The sequence below is a fragment of the Lysinibacillus sp. Bpr_S20 genome (genome assembly GCF_023337835.1).
GTDB lineage: Bacteria > Bacillota > Bacilli > Bacillales_A > Planococcaceae > Lysinibacillus.
Genome location: NZ_JALNLQ010000005.1, coordinates 164,587 through 182,413 on the forward strand (window position 1 = coordinate 164,587; position 17,827 = coordinate 182,413).

The window sequence follows — 17,827 nt, forward strand, 5'->3', positions numbered from 1 at the left end:
GTTCGAAATCGTTGTAGTAGATAAAAAATCAGATAAACATTACTACTTTGAAGTTGATTTATTTGATGATGATTTTTCGTTATATTATATAAGTGACAATACAGACATTCATAATAAAAATGAATAAATTTTAAAATTAAATTTCTTATTTTAAAGTACAAAATGTATTGAACTCCCTAAAATTTTTATTCTATAAATAATGAAATGATGTTAATAAAGCACTATCATTGGAATGGGATAAGTGCTTTTTATTTTACAATAAATGTGAAATAAAAATATAGTGATGGTACAGGGGATAAATTATGTCTTCAAGTTATAGACGGGAAAATGAATGATACAATTTATGTTTGGAACCATGAGACCGCAGAAATAGAGGAATACACTTCAAATTTAAAGAGTTTTATTAAATTGGGTTTTGAAAACGGTAAATTCGATGAAGAAATAATAAGATAAACACTTGCTCAACGACAGCCAAAGTTAACTTAGGGTGACAACCTTCAAACGTATGTAAATAAATAGACCAAACATATTATACATATAAAATATGTTGGTCTATTTTTTATGATTCTGTTCTTAACGATTGTTGTTTTATCTTGTCTTACTCACTAACGGGGCAGGGAGTTTGGGCTAAATATGTGAAAGGCTGTTTGAAGGTCAAAATTATTCAGTAGTTAACTTTTTAATACTTCTTAGGCTGTAAATCCTCAATTGAGCCAATGTCCATATATGCAGGAACTACAAATCCATTTTTTGTACCTTTTAAGTTCTCACCTAAATCAACTAAGTCATCCTTATATTTTTCATAAAAAGAGCTATGTGTTGTTGGCAACCAAGCAGCTACTGTTGCATCAGCTACGCCTGTAGCGACAGCTTGAAACATAATTGCAGGATCTACAGGTGTGATTGTGACAGTGTATCCGAGTTCTTCAAATACAGCCTGTAATACACTACTCGAAGCTCTTTCTGAATCCCAAGGTGTTGAAGCTAATTCAATTTCTTTTCCGCTTACTTTTTTCGTATCTTTTGTCCACTCATTTACTTTGTCTTGGTTTTCTTCTATCCATTTGTCTGCTGCATCTTCAAATGAACTCGTTTGTGCTTCAAACATTACAGCTTCCATATCTTCTGGTTCCCAATAAAATCTATCCAAAATTGTATACGCATCCGGTAAGTCTTTTTCCAAGCCCTTACGCGCAAGTGTATTGATATTTTCCGATCCACCTAATGTCCCTTGAGGATCTTCTAAAAATTTCAAATCATAAGATGAAAACATCCAATGTGGTGTCCATCCGGTAATAATAATTGGATCTTCATTTCGAATAGCCTGCTCTAATGAACCTAACATCCCAGGTGTAGAACTTTGTTCAAGCTCCCAGCCTTTTAAGTTTTCATATTTCTCTATAGTATTTTCCGCCAGACCAGTCAACCCAGCTCCTGGTTCAATTCCTATAATCTTATAGTCCACTTGCTCCCCTATGTTTGGCGCAGTTCCTGTTGAATTGCCATAGTCTTTTTTGCTATCTCCATCTCCACAGCCTGTTAAAAGTAACGAAATAGCTAACCCTAAAGTGAGTCCTACAGATTTCAATTTCATCTTTTTTCATCCCCCTAGTTTGAAAACTTAGAGTTTTAGCGACTTCCTAAGAAACCCTTTATTAAAAATTTTTTACTCTGCTACCAAAAGTAACAACTTGATTTTAACCACAGGTTGTTACTTTTGTCAAACCACTTAATCTTTTAAATACCCATTTTTGCACGTTTACTAACATAATTCTTCACACAAAAAAAGCCTTTAAACGGCTCACAGTTCTTTATTTTAAAAAAATAAAAATAGCCTATCCATAAGGTTATTTTTCCGTGAGACACTTCCATAATTTGTTTAATAAATAAAATGAATATATTAAAATGAAGGTAAAAGATGATATTGTTTACTAATTCCTAATAAAACGTAATTATTGGTTGGGGGATAAAAAATTGAACAGAAATTCAATAGCAAATATATTCTTTTTACAGGTAGCATTTTGCTCATATTAAAATTACCATTTGTAATGGGTTATTTATATTTAAACGAGGAAACTACGATACATATGTTCCTTTATATAAGTAGGTGTATTTTATAGGAGCACAAGATTAAACAGTAGGAGGTATAACTAAAATTAGTTTTAAAATATTATTCGAAAAGATTTACATTTTTAAAGAATATATCGATGAAAATATTATAATAGAAATCAGACACTTTTTATTGAAAAGAAATCAAATCTACAATAATTATAATTAATTAAGTTAGACAAATTTGATAGTCTCTAAATTAGACAAGATTATTTTGATAATTTGAAATATCCAGACCAACGACTGGATTCATCAATCATAGTTTGCCAGTTACCCCTAATCCTGGTTTCATAGCTGCGCTTGTTATATGAGATCTAAGTCCCAACTAGCCTCAATTATGTTTCTGCAAGTAGGGGGCGAACGGTTTGGGGCGTTTGAAGGATCTTTACAGACAACGAAGGTTTAAAAAGGTTTATTGTAAAAGATGCTCAAGATAAACTTAAGATGTTACCAAAAATAAAGTTCTATTTAAGGATAAAATCAATCCTAATAGCGTTGAATTCCTAGATGTAAGTGCCTTAACGCCCCACGAAGCTTTGCTCTAAGCGATAGCAAAGCGGCAGAGCGCGGAAATCACCCACGCTATTGAGATAAGCCGCAAATAATAAAATTAAAAGATGAGTAGGAGGATTTATTTGAACAAAGAATTTCCGCGCAAAATACATATCATTGGCTCTGTTGGTAGTGGGAAAACTACTTTAGCAAAAGAATTATCTGCGAAATTAAATATTCCTTATTATGAATTAGATAATGTTGTTTGGATAAGAAAGAACTCTGGTGATGTTAGAAGAACGGATAAACAAAAAGTTGATTATTTGCGGAATATTATACAGACAGAAGCGTGGATAATTGAGGGTGTTCATAGTGAGGAGTGGGTAGCGCAAAGTTTTTCAACTGCTGATTTGATTATTTTCTTAGACACAAATTATTTCATACGAATTTACCGAATAATAAAAAGATTTACGTTGCAAAAACTAGGTTTAGAAAAGTCCAATTACAAACCAACCTTTTCTATATTTATAAAAATGTTTAAGTGGAATCTTTATTTTGAGCAGATTGGCAAACCTTATTTTTTTCAGAAATACGGAATATATAAGGACAAGCTAATGGTTGTAACTAGTAAAAGTGAGATTCTTTAAAAAAAGCATATCCACAAATTATGGATACACTTTTTAAGCGTGAATCTATGCATTTTTCTTTGTTCGCGTTGCTCGTTTTCTCGTTGCAGGCTTTTTCGTTTTTTCTAAGGAGGCTTGCAGTGCTGTCATTAAGTCCGTGACATTATCAGGAACCGGACGTTTATCACTTGTTGATATAGTGTTCGTAGCTTTTTTCTCCTCAATAAGCTCCATTAAAGCATTGCGATAATCGTCTGTATATTTTTCAGGATTAAATTCTGTTGTTAATTGATCGACTAGCATCAGTGCGGTTTCTAGTTCTTTTGGAACAATGTTTTGTTCACTTGGAATACTTGGAACATCCCCAACACTTCTTACCTCATCAGGGTAATGAATCGTTTCCATCACTAAAGCATTTTGATAAACACGCACAATTGCTAATTGCTCTTTTGAGCGAATAATAATTTTGGCCACACCTATTTTTCCGGATTGCTCTAATGTTTGACGTAATAGGGCATAAGCCTTTCCGCCAGTCGAATCTGGGGATAAAAAATAAGTACGTTCAAAATAAATAGGATCGATTTCAGTTAATTTCACAAAATCAATGATTTCAACGGCCTTATCTTCATTTTCCTTCCGCAAGTTTTCTAATTCTTCTTGATCTAATACGACAAACTTATTCTTCGCATATTCATAAGCCTTTACAATATCCTCATCTTTTACTTCTTGGTTACAGCCTTCACAAACTTTTTTATAGCTAATAGGTGTATGACATTCTTTATGAAGCTGTCGTAATTTAATGTCTTTATTTTCTGTTGCGGCATGAAGTTTTACTGGTATATTGACAAGACCAAATGAGATACTGCCTTTCCAAACTGTATGCATTTGTATCACCTCGTTTTTCTTTACTATGATATTTTTTGCTTATTTTTATGTATCTTAAAGTGAAATTGTCAAAAACTGAAGATAAAAAACAAAGTAGGTATTTAGATGAAACCAATGCTATTAACAGAAGTGCTTGAAACGCCTATTGGTGAGGAATGGATGTACGAAACAAAATACGATGGATTTAGATGTTTGTTAGTTTGGGACGAACAGCCAATGTTAATAAGCAGGAATGGCAATAACTTAAATCACATGTTTCCTGAGATACTTGATTTTTGTCAAAGTATATTTACTAAAGTTAAAAAGTATTTACCATTAACATTTGATGGTGAATTAGTTTATTTAATGAATAACTTTACTAGTGATTTTGCGCTTGTCCAACAAAGAGGTCGGATGCAAAACAAAGAAGTTATTGCTGCGCATGCTAAAGATTTTCCATGTCATTATATTGTCTTTGATGTATTGCGCTATAAAGGGGAGTCACTGACAAATAAGTATTTAAAAACACGTAAACAGCAACTTTCTAAGCTTTTTACGTCTTTAAAACTACCTGTGACTGTCAATTATGAGGATCAATGTCCATTGCAGGCGATTTGCATTGTAGAGCATAGCGAAGCTCTTTGGCAGGCGATCCAGGTTTACAATGGAGAGGGAATGATTGCGAAGAGGAAAACGAGTAAATGGATGGCAGATACACGCTCGATACATTGGTTAAAAATAAAAAATTGGAGATATATAACAGTCATAGTGACGAAATATAATCATGGAAATGGTTATTTTCACGGCAGTATTTTTCAACAGGAGAAACTTGTAGAAGTCGTGACGTTTAAACATGGAATGTCAGAGGAAGAACGGAAAACACTCATTGCCTTTTTTCAGGAAAATGGACGGCAAAATAATGAAATTTGGGAGCTGAAGCCATCCATTTGTCTTGATATTGCCTGTATTGATTTCGATGGAAGTAAATGTCGAGAACCTCGTTTTCATGCATTTCGACTAGAAATGTTGCCAGAGGATTGTCACTGGCAGCACATGCAGCGTCAACTCTTTCCTATTCCAGATACGGTTCAGATTACGCATCCTGATAAGCCTGTTTGGCCTGAAATCGGTATTACGAAGGATGGCTATTTGCACTATTTACAAATGATTTCTCCTTATTTGCTACCTTTTTTGCGAGATCGTCCACTTACGTTAATTCGATTTCCTCATGGGGTTCCGGGGGAAAGCTTTTATCAAAAAAGTAGCCCTGAAAAAGTACCTAAATTTGCTTCAACAGGGTGGATGGACGATATTAATTATTTAGTGTGCAACAACCTTGAAACATTATTATGGCTAGGTAACCAGCTTGCATTAGAGCTACACATACCATTTCAAACGTTACAAACAGAACATCCGACTGAAATTGTTTTTGATTTAGATCCTCCTTCTGTCGACCAGTTTTCACTTGCTATTTCGGGGGCAGTCGATTTAAAGGGAATTCTCGATTATTTTAAGCTCCAATCTTTTGTGAAAACATCGGGAGGCAAAGGCTTACAGCTATATATACCGCTACCTGAAAATGCCTTTACTTACGAAGAAGTACGTGTATTTACTGAATTTATTTGTCGTTTTTTATGTGAGCAAAAACCAGAATTGTATACGATCGAACGTTTAAAGAAGAATAGACATCAAAAATTATATTTAGATTATGTGCAGCATGCAGAAGGCAAGACGATTATTGCTCCATACTCAACTCGTGGCAATGAGAAGGGTTTAGTGGCCACGCCATTACACTGGGAAGAGGTTAATGAGCAGTTAAGCCCAGACCTCTTTACTATTCCCGCCGTACTGGAGCGAATGAAAAAAGTAAGTAATCCATTTAAAAATTTCCGCGAAGTAGGGGAGAGTCAGGATTTTCAGTCGGCTTTAGAACGGTTAAAGAAGCCATGATATGTTTGCTAAGTATGAATGTAAACCCTCGATCAAAGCAAAAAACATCGTCTTTAGTTCGATGCTTTTAATAAACTCATTAATCGTAATTCTCTGAATGGTTTTTTTGTTATGTTTGCTAAATCAAAAATAAATGGTACATTACTTATAAGGTACCTGGAATGGATTTCCTTATTCTTTCTGTTCGGTAAATGATTTTTAGCGAAGATTAATAAGAAAGGGGATTGGTTTTATGGTTTTTCATGCAAAAACAAATACTGTTTTAGTACTAACTATATTCTTATTGGTTTTTGTATTTGGGACTATAGCATGGCTACCGTTCTTCACATCTTTTTTAACAATTATTATTATGTCAACAGTCTTTATAATTTCAGCTGTTTTCATAGGGTGGTACGCCACTTCTATTCAATTTGTTTTCTGTGAAAATCATCTTTTAGTTAAAGGTGGCCCTTTCAAAAGTAAGATTCCATATCAAAGTATAACTAGCGTTTCTCCAACGACAGAAAAATTTACGGGTTATCTAATTTCATCATCTGATAAAGGTCTTGAAATATTTTACAAATCAGCAACTCACGGTAGTATAAAAATTTTACCAAAAGATAAAATAAAGTTTATTTTAGAGTTAAAAAAAAGATGCCCTAATGCACAGATTATGCAAAATGAAAGATTTGAGTAAATGGTTAGAGGGCCGAATTATTACGCCCTCTTTTTAATTTAGGCATTTTTCTAAAAGATTGTTACTGTTAAAGCATAGAAACAGAGTTAATTTTACGCATATTGTATAGTAACTCTATTTTATGTTTAATATTTTGTAAATCGAATATTTAACTAAAGCTTCCAGTTTTGAATAACTTCTAAAGTGTCCCTTTTAAATTTGTTAATAAGTTAATTTCTTTTTTAGGTAATACTGCTGATTTTCTTTGTTTGGATGTTCTTCAACTACACCTACTATTTCATAACCATTTTTTCGATAGAAACTTGGGGCTTGAAAGCTAAACGTATCAAGCTGAATTAGTTTGCACCTGTTCTCTCTAGCTATGTTTTCTATACAATTTAATAACTCTTTCCCATATCCTTTACCCCTAAGTGATTCATCAACCCATAGGTAATCAATATGTAAGTTATACCAGAAAATTGTTCCTGATATGCCCCCTAAAATTTCTCCTCCTTCATCCCTGAGAATAAAGCTAATATTCTTGACGGGATGTTTTATATCATCAGGTAACTTAGAAAGATTATGTTCAATTACTTTTTTTCGAATATATTCACTATCTTCTTGATTCCATTGTTGAGTTATTAGCATAATTCCCCTCCTAATAGTTGGTGAATTAATATCTCTTATTTTTTTAAAACTAACCTGAACCGTTAGCTGAATAGTAACAATCTTTAGTTGCTTAACAATTAAGAATTTGTCAACTCTCTTAAGTGTTTTATATTTTGTTGGTAAATCTCCGGTGAACGCCAATCTCTAAAAATTTCAGGGATTTTTATATCCTCATCTTGGTAGCTATTTTCTGCAATGGCAGTTAACTCGGAAATGTAATCGATTATTTTTGAGATATCTTCTTTTGTACCTGTTGGACCGTGTCCAGGTACCGTCACATCAATTTCTAGTTCTTTAACCTTTTTTAAAATAGTGCTCCATTTCACAGGGTTAGGCTCTTCAAAAAACGTTGGGTGACAATTCACAAATAATAAATCACCCATAAATATTACTTTCTCTTCAGGAATATAAAGCATAGCATCACAATATGAATGACCTCCCCCTAACGTGAAAAGCCTTGCACAACGCTTCGTGCCCTGAAAGATTAATTCATTATGAAATGTTTGGTTCGGTAAAGTTAATTCTAAAGTGGGTAAAGAATCTTTTACTTCACTTAAAAAATTTATTTGGCATTGTATATTCGTATCATTGGTTTGATGTAGCTTGTCTTTTAATGATTGAATATAGTTTTCTAAACCTTGAATATCATTTTTTTGTTGACTGAATCTTGAGGGATGGATATCTCTTATTTTTGAAGATGTAATTTGGCTTGAAATTATAGTCGAATCTTTAAATGTTTGATTGCCTCGGATGTGATCGCCATGCCAATGACTATTAACAACCCAAGTAACAGTTCGATTTGTTATTTTTTCAGCTATAAGTTTTAAATCTTTCGATGCTTGTTGTGTGTTAAATGTATCAAATATGATAACTTTATCGCCTAAATCCACAAAACCTGCATTTGCCACAGCCCCGCCACCTTCTTTCGCTATTGCTGCATAAATACCTTGACCAATTTGTTCTAGCTTAAAGTGTTTGCTACAAAATGTATCGTTCATTGAGTTCACCTCGTATTTTTTCCTATATTTTCTATATTCGATTCTAATTAAAACAATACCTTTTAGATTCTACTTTTTCATGAATGGTATTTTTATAGGGTAAAATGTGATAAAACTTTTAAATTAGGTGTAGTCCATTTAGAGATAACGTTTGAAAGGAGGAGATACAGATAAGCAGGATATCACATTCCCAACTAAAGATGGGGTGTTTAATATGAGGGTGGGCGCAATTATTCTCCGAGATGATAAAGTGCTGATGGTTAAAAATAATCGTGATCCTTACTACTACTCCGTTGGTGGAAGAGTAAAGTTACAGGAGACTTTAGAAGAAGCCGTTATCCGTGAATGCTTTGAAGAAACCAAAGTGCATGTTGAAGTTGATCGTTTAGTGTTTATTCATGAAAACTTTTTTCCCCTTCAAAGAGGTCCATTTAGAGAAACGCAATTTCATGAAATATCATTCTTTTATTTAATGAAATCAAATGAAGTCGAAGTCATATGTGAAAGCTATACCAGTGATGGTATTGACGAAAGATTAGAATGGTTACCTATTTCGAATCTTCAGGATGCCTTTCTATTCCCAGAGTTCTTTAAATCAGAAACTCGTTTGCTTGCCAGCTGAAATCAAACATATCGTATCGATTGAAGAAAAAAGCAGAACTTAAAAGAAAACAGAGAGGATTTCTCCTCTCCAGTGCGGTTGCTTTAAATTTTAGTATTCTTTTTCTCTAAGTAATCCAATATTCCCATTGCCGAAACAATTGTGTCAAACGGGATTGTTTGATAGACTGGATGATTTTCTGCGATGCCATTTTCTTGTAAATAGTTAAATAAAAGTTCCTTTAAGCGACTATCTAAAAATTGTACTTGTTCTTTAAAATCGCCAGATACCGTTAGCGCTTTTTCTCCTTCCGCTAAAAATAGCGGTGTCCAGTAGCGCACTTGTCTATAAGCTTCAGCTGGATTTTTATAAACTCCGAAATGACCGAAATACAATTCCGTAGCATTTAATGTTTCATAAAGCTGGATAGATTGCTCCATTGTATCTGGGTCATACTGATTCGGTGAAGTGGAAGGAATAATTAAATCAATTGCTTCTCTCTCCATTTCCGGATAACGCACACCAGTAGTATCGCCAACAAACAATCCGTTCGTAGCAGAATAAAGCATGGATACATGATGCTTTGCATGTCCTTCTGTATGATAAAACGTTAGCTGATGTTGACCTAAAGATAGTACTTCCTCATGTCCAATTTCTATAATGCGTTTAGCATCGATGGGAACAATTGGATCAAATAGACGATCGAATTCTGCTCCATAAACACTTTTTGCACTTGCAATTAGACGACTAGGATCCACCATATGAGATACACCTCTTGGATGTACAACGAATGTAGCGTTTGGACAGCTTTGCAAAAATAACCCTGCACCTCCAGCGTGATCTAAATGGATATGCGTAACAATTACATAATGAATATCCTCTAAAGAAATATGTAATTCATCTAAACCTTCTACTATATATGGCATAGAAGGACTGGCAGACGTCTCGATTAATGCAATTTTTTCATCGATAAGCAAATAAGAGCTTGTACGCTGTTCCCGATTTAAATCGTGTGTATCAATACAATAAAAATTTGGCGCAAGTTGTTGGACTCTTCCCATAAAATAATCCCACCTTGTTTTCGAAGAATGTTAAAAATTCTCTAATATGCACTTTTTATCTACAAAAAGCAGTAGTTATACTTTATAATAATAGAAAAGTGTACTGAATGTCCATTCATTTTTTAAGGGGGAACTATTTATGGAGAAAAAGATTCGCTACGATACAAGAAAAGTCCATCGTGTTAACTTAGCCATTATTTCAATTTTGGCTGTTTTAATTTGTGGGCCGTTGATATTCTCAAAGGGCATTATGTTTTTATTTGTTGGACTAGCCGTTATGGCATTAGCAGTTTGTAATTACTTTTTACCAATTAACACGTATGTTAAAGGCTTTATTTTTGGAATGATTCCTTCGAGTATTGTTTTTACTTTATTTTTAGTTGATAGTTTTTCATTGAATAAACATTATATTTTACTTTGTTCGGTGGCCATTATCGCCCTTTATTTTAAAAAAGAATTACTTGTATTTTTTGGTGTGCTGACAAATATCAGCTTTCTGATTCTTTATATCGCTAATTCGAAATCATTATTAGGGCCATTTGATGATATGACTGTATTTATAACGCTACTTGCGATAATGAATGGCGTAATTATTGCATTGTATTTAATCGCAAAATGGGGAAATGAATTAATTGAACATGCTGCAATTCAACAAAATGAAGTGAAGGCGTCATTAAATCAGCTTGAGAATACGTTTCAGGAAATTGAAAAAAGTAGTCAAGCCTTGGATGACCACGTTACACAATTCCAACAAACAATGCAGCGAATATCTGGATCAAGTAAACAAATTCTTATAGCTACAGAGGATATTTCCGCAAGTATTCAGCAGGAGTCATCTAGTTTGCAAATGATTCATGGCACGATGAGGGAATCTGTGCATTTTGTCAACGAAACATTTTCAATTTCAAAGGATACTATTTCTAAATCTACTGATTTGCAGCAAGATATACTAGTAGGATGGGAGAAAATGCAAGATGCGATGGTGCAAATGGGAGTTATGAATCAAGCGATGAGTTCTACAGCTGAAACTGTGAATGAATTACAGACAAGCTTAAAAACGGTAGATAGCTTACTAAAGGGCATACAGCATATTGCAGAGCAGACGAATCTACTTGCTCTTAATGCTGCAATTGAAGCGGCAAGAGCGGGGGAGCATGGTAAAGGATTTGCCGTCGTTGCAGATGAAGTGCGGAAATTAGCGGAAGAAAGTGCCGCTATTACGGTGAGCATTACGAATGTAACGAAAACCTTGTTCGAAAAATCAACAGAAGCTTATCAACGCTCTGATGACGGAGAAAAAGCGATACAAAAAGGCGAGTTGCTTTTACAAGATGTGAGTAGCTTCTTCAATGTTTTGAAAGATTCATTTTCAAAGGCTAACTTCGATTTAACAAGAGGAATGAATGAACTAAGCAGCGCCATTTCGCAGTTTGAAACAATCCAATTACAAATTGAAAAACTTAATGATATGACCGAACAAAATGCAACTTCCACAGTAGAAATTGTGCACTCAGTAGAGGACGAACATAATATGCTTGAAATGATGACGAACACAACTAGTCGTATTCAGGAGTTAAGCGATACATTGAAGTCGCTTGTTATGAAAAAGGAAAAAGAATCATTTTAAAAAGTAAATAGACGGGGAACCTACAGTCAATGTGCTTGGTCGTAGGGTTCCTCAGGTAATAATTTATATTGTTAAGATGGGAAGCATACATTCAACAAATAGGCACCTATCTCTTCGTTGGCGCATTGCTATGAGTCAATCGTTTCTTCATGAAAATCCTCTGCTTGAAATCGTCTAAATTAAAGGTGATCATTAAGTCATTATGATTCTAGTGAGAATTAGATTGACAAGGGGATGTGTATATTAAAATCTTTCAGAGGAGGGTTCTCATTGCAGCCTATACAGGTTGATGAAATACCAGAAGAAATAAGAGAATTTCTAAAAAAACTTGACTCTATTAAGTTTCCGAGACAAGGATACACCTCGAACGTTGCAATTATTCGCAATCATCAAGGCTCTTTTGCTCTCAAAAGAACAAAAGGTGATTGGTATTGTTCTTTGTTAAAAAAGGAGGTTTCTGTATTAAACTGCTTAACAAAGGAAACAAAACTACTTATTACGAAAGTAAAGCTATTTGTTGAGCAAAAGCAAAATCGTCAATGTTGGGCTCTTTTTGAGTACATACAGGGTGAAACTGTCCGAATTGCTTTAAAAGATGAGAAAAATAAGGAAACAAGGCAAGAAACAATATTTAACTTTGGCAAATTCCTAGCGGATATTCATTCAACGCCTTGTCCCAATGAACTTATACACAATAAAAACTGGCTTGGGCAAATGATAAGTCAAGCACGCAATAATCTTATTAATAATGAAGTAGATGGAACTAAGGAGTTATTGGAAAAGGTTGAAAAGAATAAACCTGATAATTATAAGCAGACGTTAATTCACGGGGACTATACAATTGATAACGTATTGGTATTCAACAGGGAAATCACAGGGGTTATTGATTGGGGGAGTGGTGCATATGGAGATCCGAGGTATGATGTATCATTAGCAATTCGACCAAAACCAAATGTCTTTGAAAAAGAAATAGAAAAACAAATTTTTTTTGAAGGATATGGTGAAAATATAATTGATGACAAAATATATGAGTATTTTGTTAATGGACTATATGAGTTCTTTTAATGAATAGTATGGGCTTTTATTATTTCAGACTTAAGATGGATGTTAAAAGAGCCTTAACCCTATGAAAGGTAAGGCTCCCCCTTTTACACATTTAATTTACTGTTTCATTGATACATTTTCCTTTTCATTGCTGTCATGATTATATTTAAAAACGAATGCAAAAATGATTGCTAAAACGAGCGTGTATGCCCCAAAGAACAACCAAATGTTTTGCCAATTCCTCACTCCGTCGACTGTAAAATAATCAACTACTGCTCCACTAATAACAGCTCCTAAATAGGCGCCTATGCCATTGACCATTGTACTAAATAATCCTTGAGCGCTCCCGCGAATTCGATGATCGACTTCTTTTTCGACAAAAATGGCTCCCGAAATATTAAAGAAATCAAAGGCACAACCGTAAACAATCATTGATAACAACAATAGTAAAAAGCCTCCGCCAACCGGGCTTCCATAGCCAAAGAACACAAAACGTAATGTCCATCCAATCATACTAATCAGTATTACTTTTTTTATGCCATACTTACTTAAAAAGAAAGGAATGGTCAAAATAAAGAATACCTCTGAAATTTGTGACACTGATAATAAAATAGCTGGATATTTAACAGCAAAGCTATTTTTATAATCAGGGTTCAACGCGAAGTCGTGTAAAAACGGATCTCCGAATGTATTAGTAATTTGAAGTGCAACACCTAATAGCATGGCAAAAATGAAAAACAAAGCCATTTTTTTATCTTTAAAAAGAACAAAAGCATCGAGTCCTAAAAGGCTGACCAACGACTTGTCCTTTCTAGCATTAGAAGTTGGGCAAGCAGGAAGAGTAATGGTGTAAAGGGCAAGTACCAAAGCAGAGCCACTCGCTATAAATAGTTGAATATTACTTAATTCAATTTTGGCAAGACTAATAATCCACATTGCAAGAATAAAACCAATGGTCCCATAGACACGAATAGGTGGGAAATCCTTTACAACATCGAAGCCTTTATTTTCTAGGTAATAATAAGAAATTGTATTCGATAAAGCAAGTGTCGGCATATAAACCATGGAGTTAAAGAACATTACCCAAAACATCATGGTAGGATCAGAAATTTCAGCAGCGCTAAATAGCGTAATCGCACCGAGGAAATGTAATAATCCATATAAAACATTTGCTTTTACCCAACGATCGGCAATAATGCCTATCAAACTTGGCATAATAATGGCTGCAAGACCATTAGAACTATACACGATTCCAACTTGCGCTCCAGTAAAATGCAACGTATTGATCATATAAGAACCAAATGTTACAAGCCAAGATCCCCAAATAAAAAACTGAAGAAAAATCATTATTTTTAATCGTAATTTTATGTTCATTTTTTCCTCCTATAGAAGGTGATGGAGTTTTTTGTTTCTGAAAGTAAAAAAATTCTAGTTAAATATGTGCGGGAAATACGAAATTCACTTAGAACATAACTACAGCATTTGCTCCTTATGTCTGATTCATACAAGTTTATTGCAGTTTCTTATAACGATGAGGCCAATAGAATTTTTTTGTGAATTGTGGTAATAAAAACGTGGAGAAATACATAAGTAAAGTGATGACAATCACTTCCATTTTTATTAGTATTAGAGTGAGGGGAAATGAGATGGTTGACTAAAATTAAAATTTTTGATAGTCGAAAAAAAGAGGATTTTGAAAACCAAGTAAACGAATTCTTACTTCAAGGGCATGAAATTATTGATATTAAGTATTCTGCTAGTGTTTTGAATAACTTCGGTTTTCTAGTTTATTCGGCTATGATAATTTACAAATGATACATATATAGAAGTCGCACTCGTTAGGAGTTGCGGCTTCTTCTTTTGCTCTGAAAATAGCTAATAAGGGGAATGCACGACGCCTATAGATAGTCGGTTGAAACTTTAAATACAATTTGGGGAAGTTATCATCGATCCATTCCGATTCTAATGAGTTTTTTTTGTGCAATCTAGTTACCAAATAATATAATTATTGTGATGTAATACATAAAGTTTAGGAGTAGATGCTTTGGAAATGTTTATTATGGCAATATTAGTTACTTTAATTTTCGGCAGTTTTTCTTACATGATGTTAAGTTATCCTGAAGATTTTTTAAAGATGAGTTCCTTTTCAGCTAAATTCATTAAAAAATCATTTTTAAAAAAGTACGTAAAATTTATGGGCTGGTGGTTTTTAATAATCGTGATAGGCATATGGATTATAGCAATAATCTCTTTATTCGAATGAATATTGAGAAATAGTTAAGATTCACGAATAGATGTGAGGTTAAAAAAGCCGTACTCAATATAAAATTGAGATTCGGCTTTTTTTGTATCATTAGCACCCATTACTTAAATATCCATTTCACATAAGGGATCTTTATGTAAAAAGTGAATGATCGAATCGTTGACCTGTTTAGCATCCTCTATAAATAAGCAATGGCTTGTATTTGGCAACACCAAAGTTTCTATATGAGGAATGCTTGTTTTTGCTTGCATTAGAGCTCGTATGGGATTGTAAATGACCTCTTTGTCGCGCATCATTAATAAGCTTGGTACTTGAATGGTCTCCAGTTTTTCTTTTGGAACCACTTTAGGAATGACTGGCTTTACCTTCCATTTGATGTAATACTCCGTTAATAAATTGATCAAAGACTTCGTTATCAATGGTATTTCCTTTTGCGATGAACCAATCACAAAAAAATCGCTGTATGAATTCTTTTCGTCTTATGGCGTTTATTAAGATAAGGCGAATGAGAAAGCTAATTGCACTTGGATCTTACATTTTAAAATAAAATAGACAGTATATTGACTAAGTTCGAAAGTGTGGTACTCTTAATTTAGACAGTAAGCTGTCTAAATGGAGGATGAATATGGATATTTATAAAGAAATTTTTTTAATGCAGCAAACTTATGCTACTTTATTTTCTCTAGCAAACAAAATTCAGGTAAAAGGAGATAAATTCCTGGAACTATTAACATCGAGACAATATATGGCAATGGTGGCAATAGCGCATTTACCTGAGGATGAAACAACTTTGAATAATATTGCTCGTAAATTAGGTACCACAAAGCAGAGTACGAAACAGTTGATTACAATCATGGAAAATAAGGGTTACGTAAACGTAGTTCCTAGTAAGAAAGATAAACGTGCAGTTAACGTAAAAATTACTAAAAATGGAGAAGAGGTATTGCTTGTTGTTGCAGAAAAAGGAATCTTCTTTTTAGAAGACCTTTTTAAAAAATTCTCAACTGAGGAATTGGAAACAATGTGGGGCCTATTAAAGAAACTTTATAGTTTTGATGGTGAAGAACAAGATGGATTTGAAGAAGAGGGTAACTTAAAACTGGATGATGATAACAATGAATTACAAACGAGAGTAATGAAGGAATTTGAGAGACGAAGAATTCAAGCAATTAATAAGGGAATTAAAAAATAAACAAAAAAGCAAAGGGTAAAGGAGAGTGATCATTATGTTTGAGATTAATGATGAAACGTTTAGATTAATTAAAAAGACCTGTAAAGGAAAAAAAGAAATAAAATTAACTGTCGGCTATTTAATAGACAATAATACAGTTATAAAAATCTATGATGAAAACGGTGAACTCGATTCATCAGAAAAATATCATTATGAAATTGGGTCTATTACAAAAATTTTTACTGTATCTTTGCTATCAAAATATCTCTTTGAAAACAAGATGTCCATAAACGATCCAATACAAAAATATATAGAAGAACTCAAGGAAGACGAGTATTATCCTACATTGCTCCGTCTTGCTACTCATTCTTCTGGATATTCAGCCAGTCTGCCATTAAATAAACGGGAATACTCTAGTTTATTTTTAGATTTGATTATGGGCGCTGGTAATATGAATAAGAATAATCCACTAAATATGGATTTTAACAAAATGAAAATGCTACTGGAAAAAAATAAATTGAAAGAAATGGACTATTCATGGAAATATTCAAATTTCGGTTTATCACTTCTTGGGTATGGATTAGGGATTGTATCAGGCAGAGGATATTGGGACACAATGAATGATTTTCTTCATAATGAGCTTGGATTAAACGATACTTATTTAGGTACATCCAATAATAATTTACATGGTTATGATAGAAAAAATAATGATTGTGGCAACTGGAAATGGGATAAAGAAAATCTTATATCACCAGCGGGCGCAATAAGTTCAACTGCTGATGATTTACTAAAATATGCAAAAATAAATATTTATGAAGATAAACCATATTTGTCTCTTTGTCATAAAAAACATGGAAATGGAACAAAGAAGTATGATATGGGTCTCGGATGGTGGCTTTTAAAGAAAAATAATAATGTAATGTTACATGGCGGCGGAACAGGATGCTTTAGTTCATTTTTAGGGATTGATAAAGAAAAGAAAGTTGCCTCCGTTGTTTTGGCCAATTATAGATTAGGTAGAAATGATGATGAAAAAATAGGGATTTCCTTATTAGAAAGTCTACAAAAATCAAAAGATGACCGCATTTCCACTATTTATTAAGTGGAGTGCGGTCTTTTGGTGTTTATTCTAGTTTCTCTAAAATTTTTACTTGGATAACTAAAATAATCATAGTAATGGCTGCAATTATTAATATTCCAGTTGAAGATAATTGAACAGAAGTAAGGTGAAGAGTTTTCATCCAGTAATATCCTGCAATTATAAAAATAAACGACGTCATCACGGAAATAATAAAACCTAGAAATCCTAATTTGTCTATCTTTTGTTCTGTTATACCTACAAGACTTAATACACCAGTGGAAATGCCAACAATTAAAAATAACTCAATAGATAAAATGATTAATGACATAATTCCTGAATAAGAAATTTCGTTAGGCATCCATTTAATTAAACCCATCATAATAAATGCGGGTAGAAAAATGGGTAATATTAAACCAGCTGTAATAACTAATGAAGGAATAAATTTATTTTTATTAGGGTTGCTCATACATCCTCCGAAAATATAAAAATGAGATTAAACTATAGCATGTTAAAATATTAAAGTGAATTTTATTGTTTTTTCTGAAAAAATGTACATATTCAGACGTGGATACAGTTAAAGTAGGACAATAAGATTCTAAAAAGTAAATTGAATCAG

The 17,827-nt window shown here is 33.4% G+C and carries 18 protein-coding genes; 10 read left to right on the top strand and 8 right to left on the bottom strand.

Annotated features, from left to right (window positions below; genetic code table 11):
- Positions 1-679: 679 nt before the first annotated feature.
- The gene (locus MWJ95_RS14635; RefSeq protein WP_249106358.1) at positions 680-1,594 is read right to left on the bottom strand and encodes a glycine betaine ABC transporter substrate-binding protein; all 915 of its coding nucleotides are present in this window, start codon (positions 1,592-1,594) and stop codon (positions 680-682) included.
- Positions 1,595-2,744: 1,150 nt separating this feature from the next.
- Between MWJ95_RS14635 and MWJ95_RS14640 the strand changes: the two genes are divergently transcribed.
- Positions 2,745-3,248: an AAA family ATPase gene (locus MWJ95_RS14640; protein WP_249106360.1), complete on the top strand. Its 504-nt coding sequence runs from the start codon at positions 2,745-2,747 to the stop codon at positions 3,246-3,248.
- A 45-nt stretch (positions 3,249-3,293) separates the two neighbouring features.
- On the opposite strand, the gene ku is transcribed toward MWJ95_RS14640, so the two are convergent.
- Complete coding sequence (gene ku, locus MWJ95_RS14645) at positions 3,294-4,112, bottom strand: non-homologous end joining protein Ku (protein ID WP_249074605.1); 819 nt, start codon at positions 4,110-4,112, stop codon at positions 3,294-3,296.
- Positions 4,113-4,217: 105 nt separating this feature from the next.
- On the opposite strand from ku, the gene MWJ95_RS14650 reads away from it, so the two are divergent.
- Both MWJ95_RS14650 and MWJ95_RS14655 read left to right on the top strand, forming a co-directional pair.
- Complete coding sequence (locus MWJ95_RS14650; RefSeq protein WP_249106369.1) at positions 4,218-6,041, top strand: DNA ligase D; 1,824 nt, start codon at positions 4,218-4,220, stop codon at positions 6,039-6,041.
- Positions 6,042-6,273: 232 nt separating this feature from the next.
- Complete coding sequence (locus tag MWJ95_RS14655; protein WP_249106384.1) at positions 6,274-6,717, top strand: PH domain-containing protein; 444 nt, start codon at positions 6,274-6,276, stop codon at positions 6,715-6,717.
- A gap of 201 nt (positions 6,718-6,918) precedes the next feature.
- Here the strand turns inward: MWJ95_RS14655 and MWJ95_RS14660 are convergent, their stop codons facing one another.
- Both MWJ95_RS14660 and MWJ95_RS14665 read right to left on the bottom strand, forming a co-directional pair.
- The gene (locus MWJ95_RS14660) at positions 6,919-7,344 is read right to left on the bottom strand and encodes a GNAT family N-acetyltransferase (RefSeq protein ID WP_249106386.1); all 426 of its coding nucleotides are present in this window, start codon (positions 7,342-7,344) and stop codon (positions 6,919-6,921) included.
- Between the two features lie 98 nt (positions 7,345-7,442).
- Positions 7,443-8,363, bottom strand: a complete 921-nt coding sequence (locus tag MWJ95_RS14665) for an MBL fold metallo-hydrolase (protein WP_249106388.1) — start codon at positions 8,361-8,363, stop codon at positions 7,443-7,445.
- A 151-nt stretch (positions 8,364-8,514) separates the two neighbouring features.
- On the opposite strand from MWJ95_RS14665, the gene MWJ95_RS14670 reads away from it, so the two are divergent.
- Positions 8,515-8,985 (top strand): NUDIX hydrolase, encoded by a 471-nt coding sequence (locus MWJ95_RS14670; protein WP_249106390.1) that lies wholly within the window; start codon positions 8,515-8,517, stop codon positions 8,983-8,985.
- An 83-nt stretch (positions 8,986-9,068) separates the two neighbouring features.
- Here the strand turns inward: MWJ95_RS14670 and MWJ95_RS14675 are convergent, their stop codons facing one another.
- Positions 9,069-10,025: an MBL fold metallo-hydrolase gene (locus MWJ95_RS14675; RefSeq protein ID WP_249074611.1), complete on the bottom strand. Its 957-nt coding sequence runs from the start codon at positions 10,023-10,025 to the stop codon at positions 9,069-9,071.
- A 139-nt stretch (positions 10,026-10,164) separates the two neighbouring features.
- Between MWJ95_RS14675 and MWJ95_RS14680 the strand changes: the two genes are divergently transcribed.
- Together MWJ95_RS14680 and MWJ95_RS14685 are read left to right on the top strand one after the other, a co-directional pair.
- Positions 10,165-11,652, top strand: a complete 1,488-nt coding sequence (locus MWJ95_RS14680; RefSeq protein WP_249106408.1) for a methyl-accepting chemotaxis protein — start codon at positions 10,165-10,167, stop codon at positions 11,650-11,652.
- Positions 11,653-11,886: 234 nt separating this feature from the next.
- Entirely contained in the window at positions 11,887-12,717 is an 831-nt protein-coding gene (locus MWJ95_RS14685; RefSeq protein ID WP_249106418.1) for a phosphotransferase family protein, read from the top strand.
- Positions 12,718-12,813: 96 nt separating this feature from the next.
- On the opposite strand, the gene MWJ95_RS14690 is transcribed toward MWJ95_RS14685, so the two are convergent.
- Positions 12,814-14,070 carry a nucleoside permease gene (locus tag MWJ95_RS14690; RefSeq protein WP_249106420.1) on the bottom strand — a complete coding sequence of 419 codons (1,257 nt, stop codon included), beginning with the start codon at positions 14,068-14,070 and terminating at the stop codon, positions 12,814-12,816.
- Positions 14,071-14,346: 276 nt separating this feature from the next.
- On the opposite strand from MWJ95_RS14690, the gene MWJ95_RS14695 reads away from it, so the two are divergent.
- Both MWJ95_RS14695 and MWJ95_RS14700 read left to right on the top strand, forming a co-directional pair.
- Complete coding sequence (locus tag MWJ95_RS14695) at positions 14,347-14,511, top strand: sporulation protein Cse60 (protein ID WP_249106427.1); 165 nt, start codon at positions 14,347-14,349, stop codon at positions 14,509-14,511.
- Positions 14,512-14,740: 229 nt separating this feature from the next.
- Complete coding sequence (locus MWJ95_RS14700; protein WP_481817355.1) at positions 14,741-14,959, top strand: hypothetical protein; 219 nt, start codon at positions 14,741-14,743, stop codon at positions 14,957-14,959.
- 104 nt (positions 14,960-15,063) lie between these two features.
- Here MWJ95_RS14700 and MWJ95_RS14705 read toward each other — a convergent pair whose 3' ends face one another.
- Positions 15,064-15,378 carry an alpha/beta fold hydrolase gene (locus tag MWJ95_RS14705; protein WP_249074616.1) on the bottom strand — a complete coding sequence of 105 codons (315 nt, stop codon included), beginning with the start codon at positions 15,376-15,378 and terminating at the stop codon, positions 15,064-15,066.
- A 206-nt stretch (positions 15,379-15,584) separates the two neighbouring features.
- On the opposite strand from MWJ95_RS14705, the gene MWJ95_RS14710 reads away from it, so the two are divergent.
- Both MWJ95_RS14710 and MWJ95_RS14715 read left to right on the top strand, forming a co-directional pair.
- On the top strand, positions 15,585-16,151 hold the full coding sequence (locus MWJ95_RS14710; protein ID WP_249106442.1) for a MarR family winged helix-turn-helix transcriptional regulator: 567 nt from the start codon (positions 15,585-15,587) through the stop codon (positions 16,149-16,151).
- A gap of 34 nt (positions 16,152-16,185) precedes the next feature.
- Complete coding sequence (locus tag MWJ95_RS14715; RefSeq protein WP_249106444.1) at positions 16,186-17,232, top strand: serine hydrolase domain-containing protein; 1,047 nt, start codon at positions 16,186-16,188, stop codon at positions 17,230-17,232.
- A gap of 22 nt (positions 17,233-17,254) precedes the next feature.
- Here MWJ95_RS14715 and MWJ95_RS14720 read toward each other — a convergent pair whose 3' ends face one another.
- A complete protein-coding gene (locus tag MWJ95_RS14720) occupies positions 17,255-17,677 on the bottom strand; it encodes an epimerase (RefSeq protein ID WP_249074619.1) in 423 nt (140 codons plus the stop codon).
- Between the last annotated feature and the right edge of the window lie 150 nt (positions 17,678-17,827).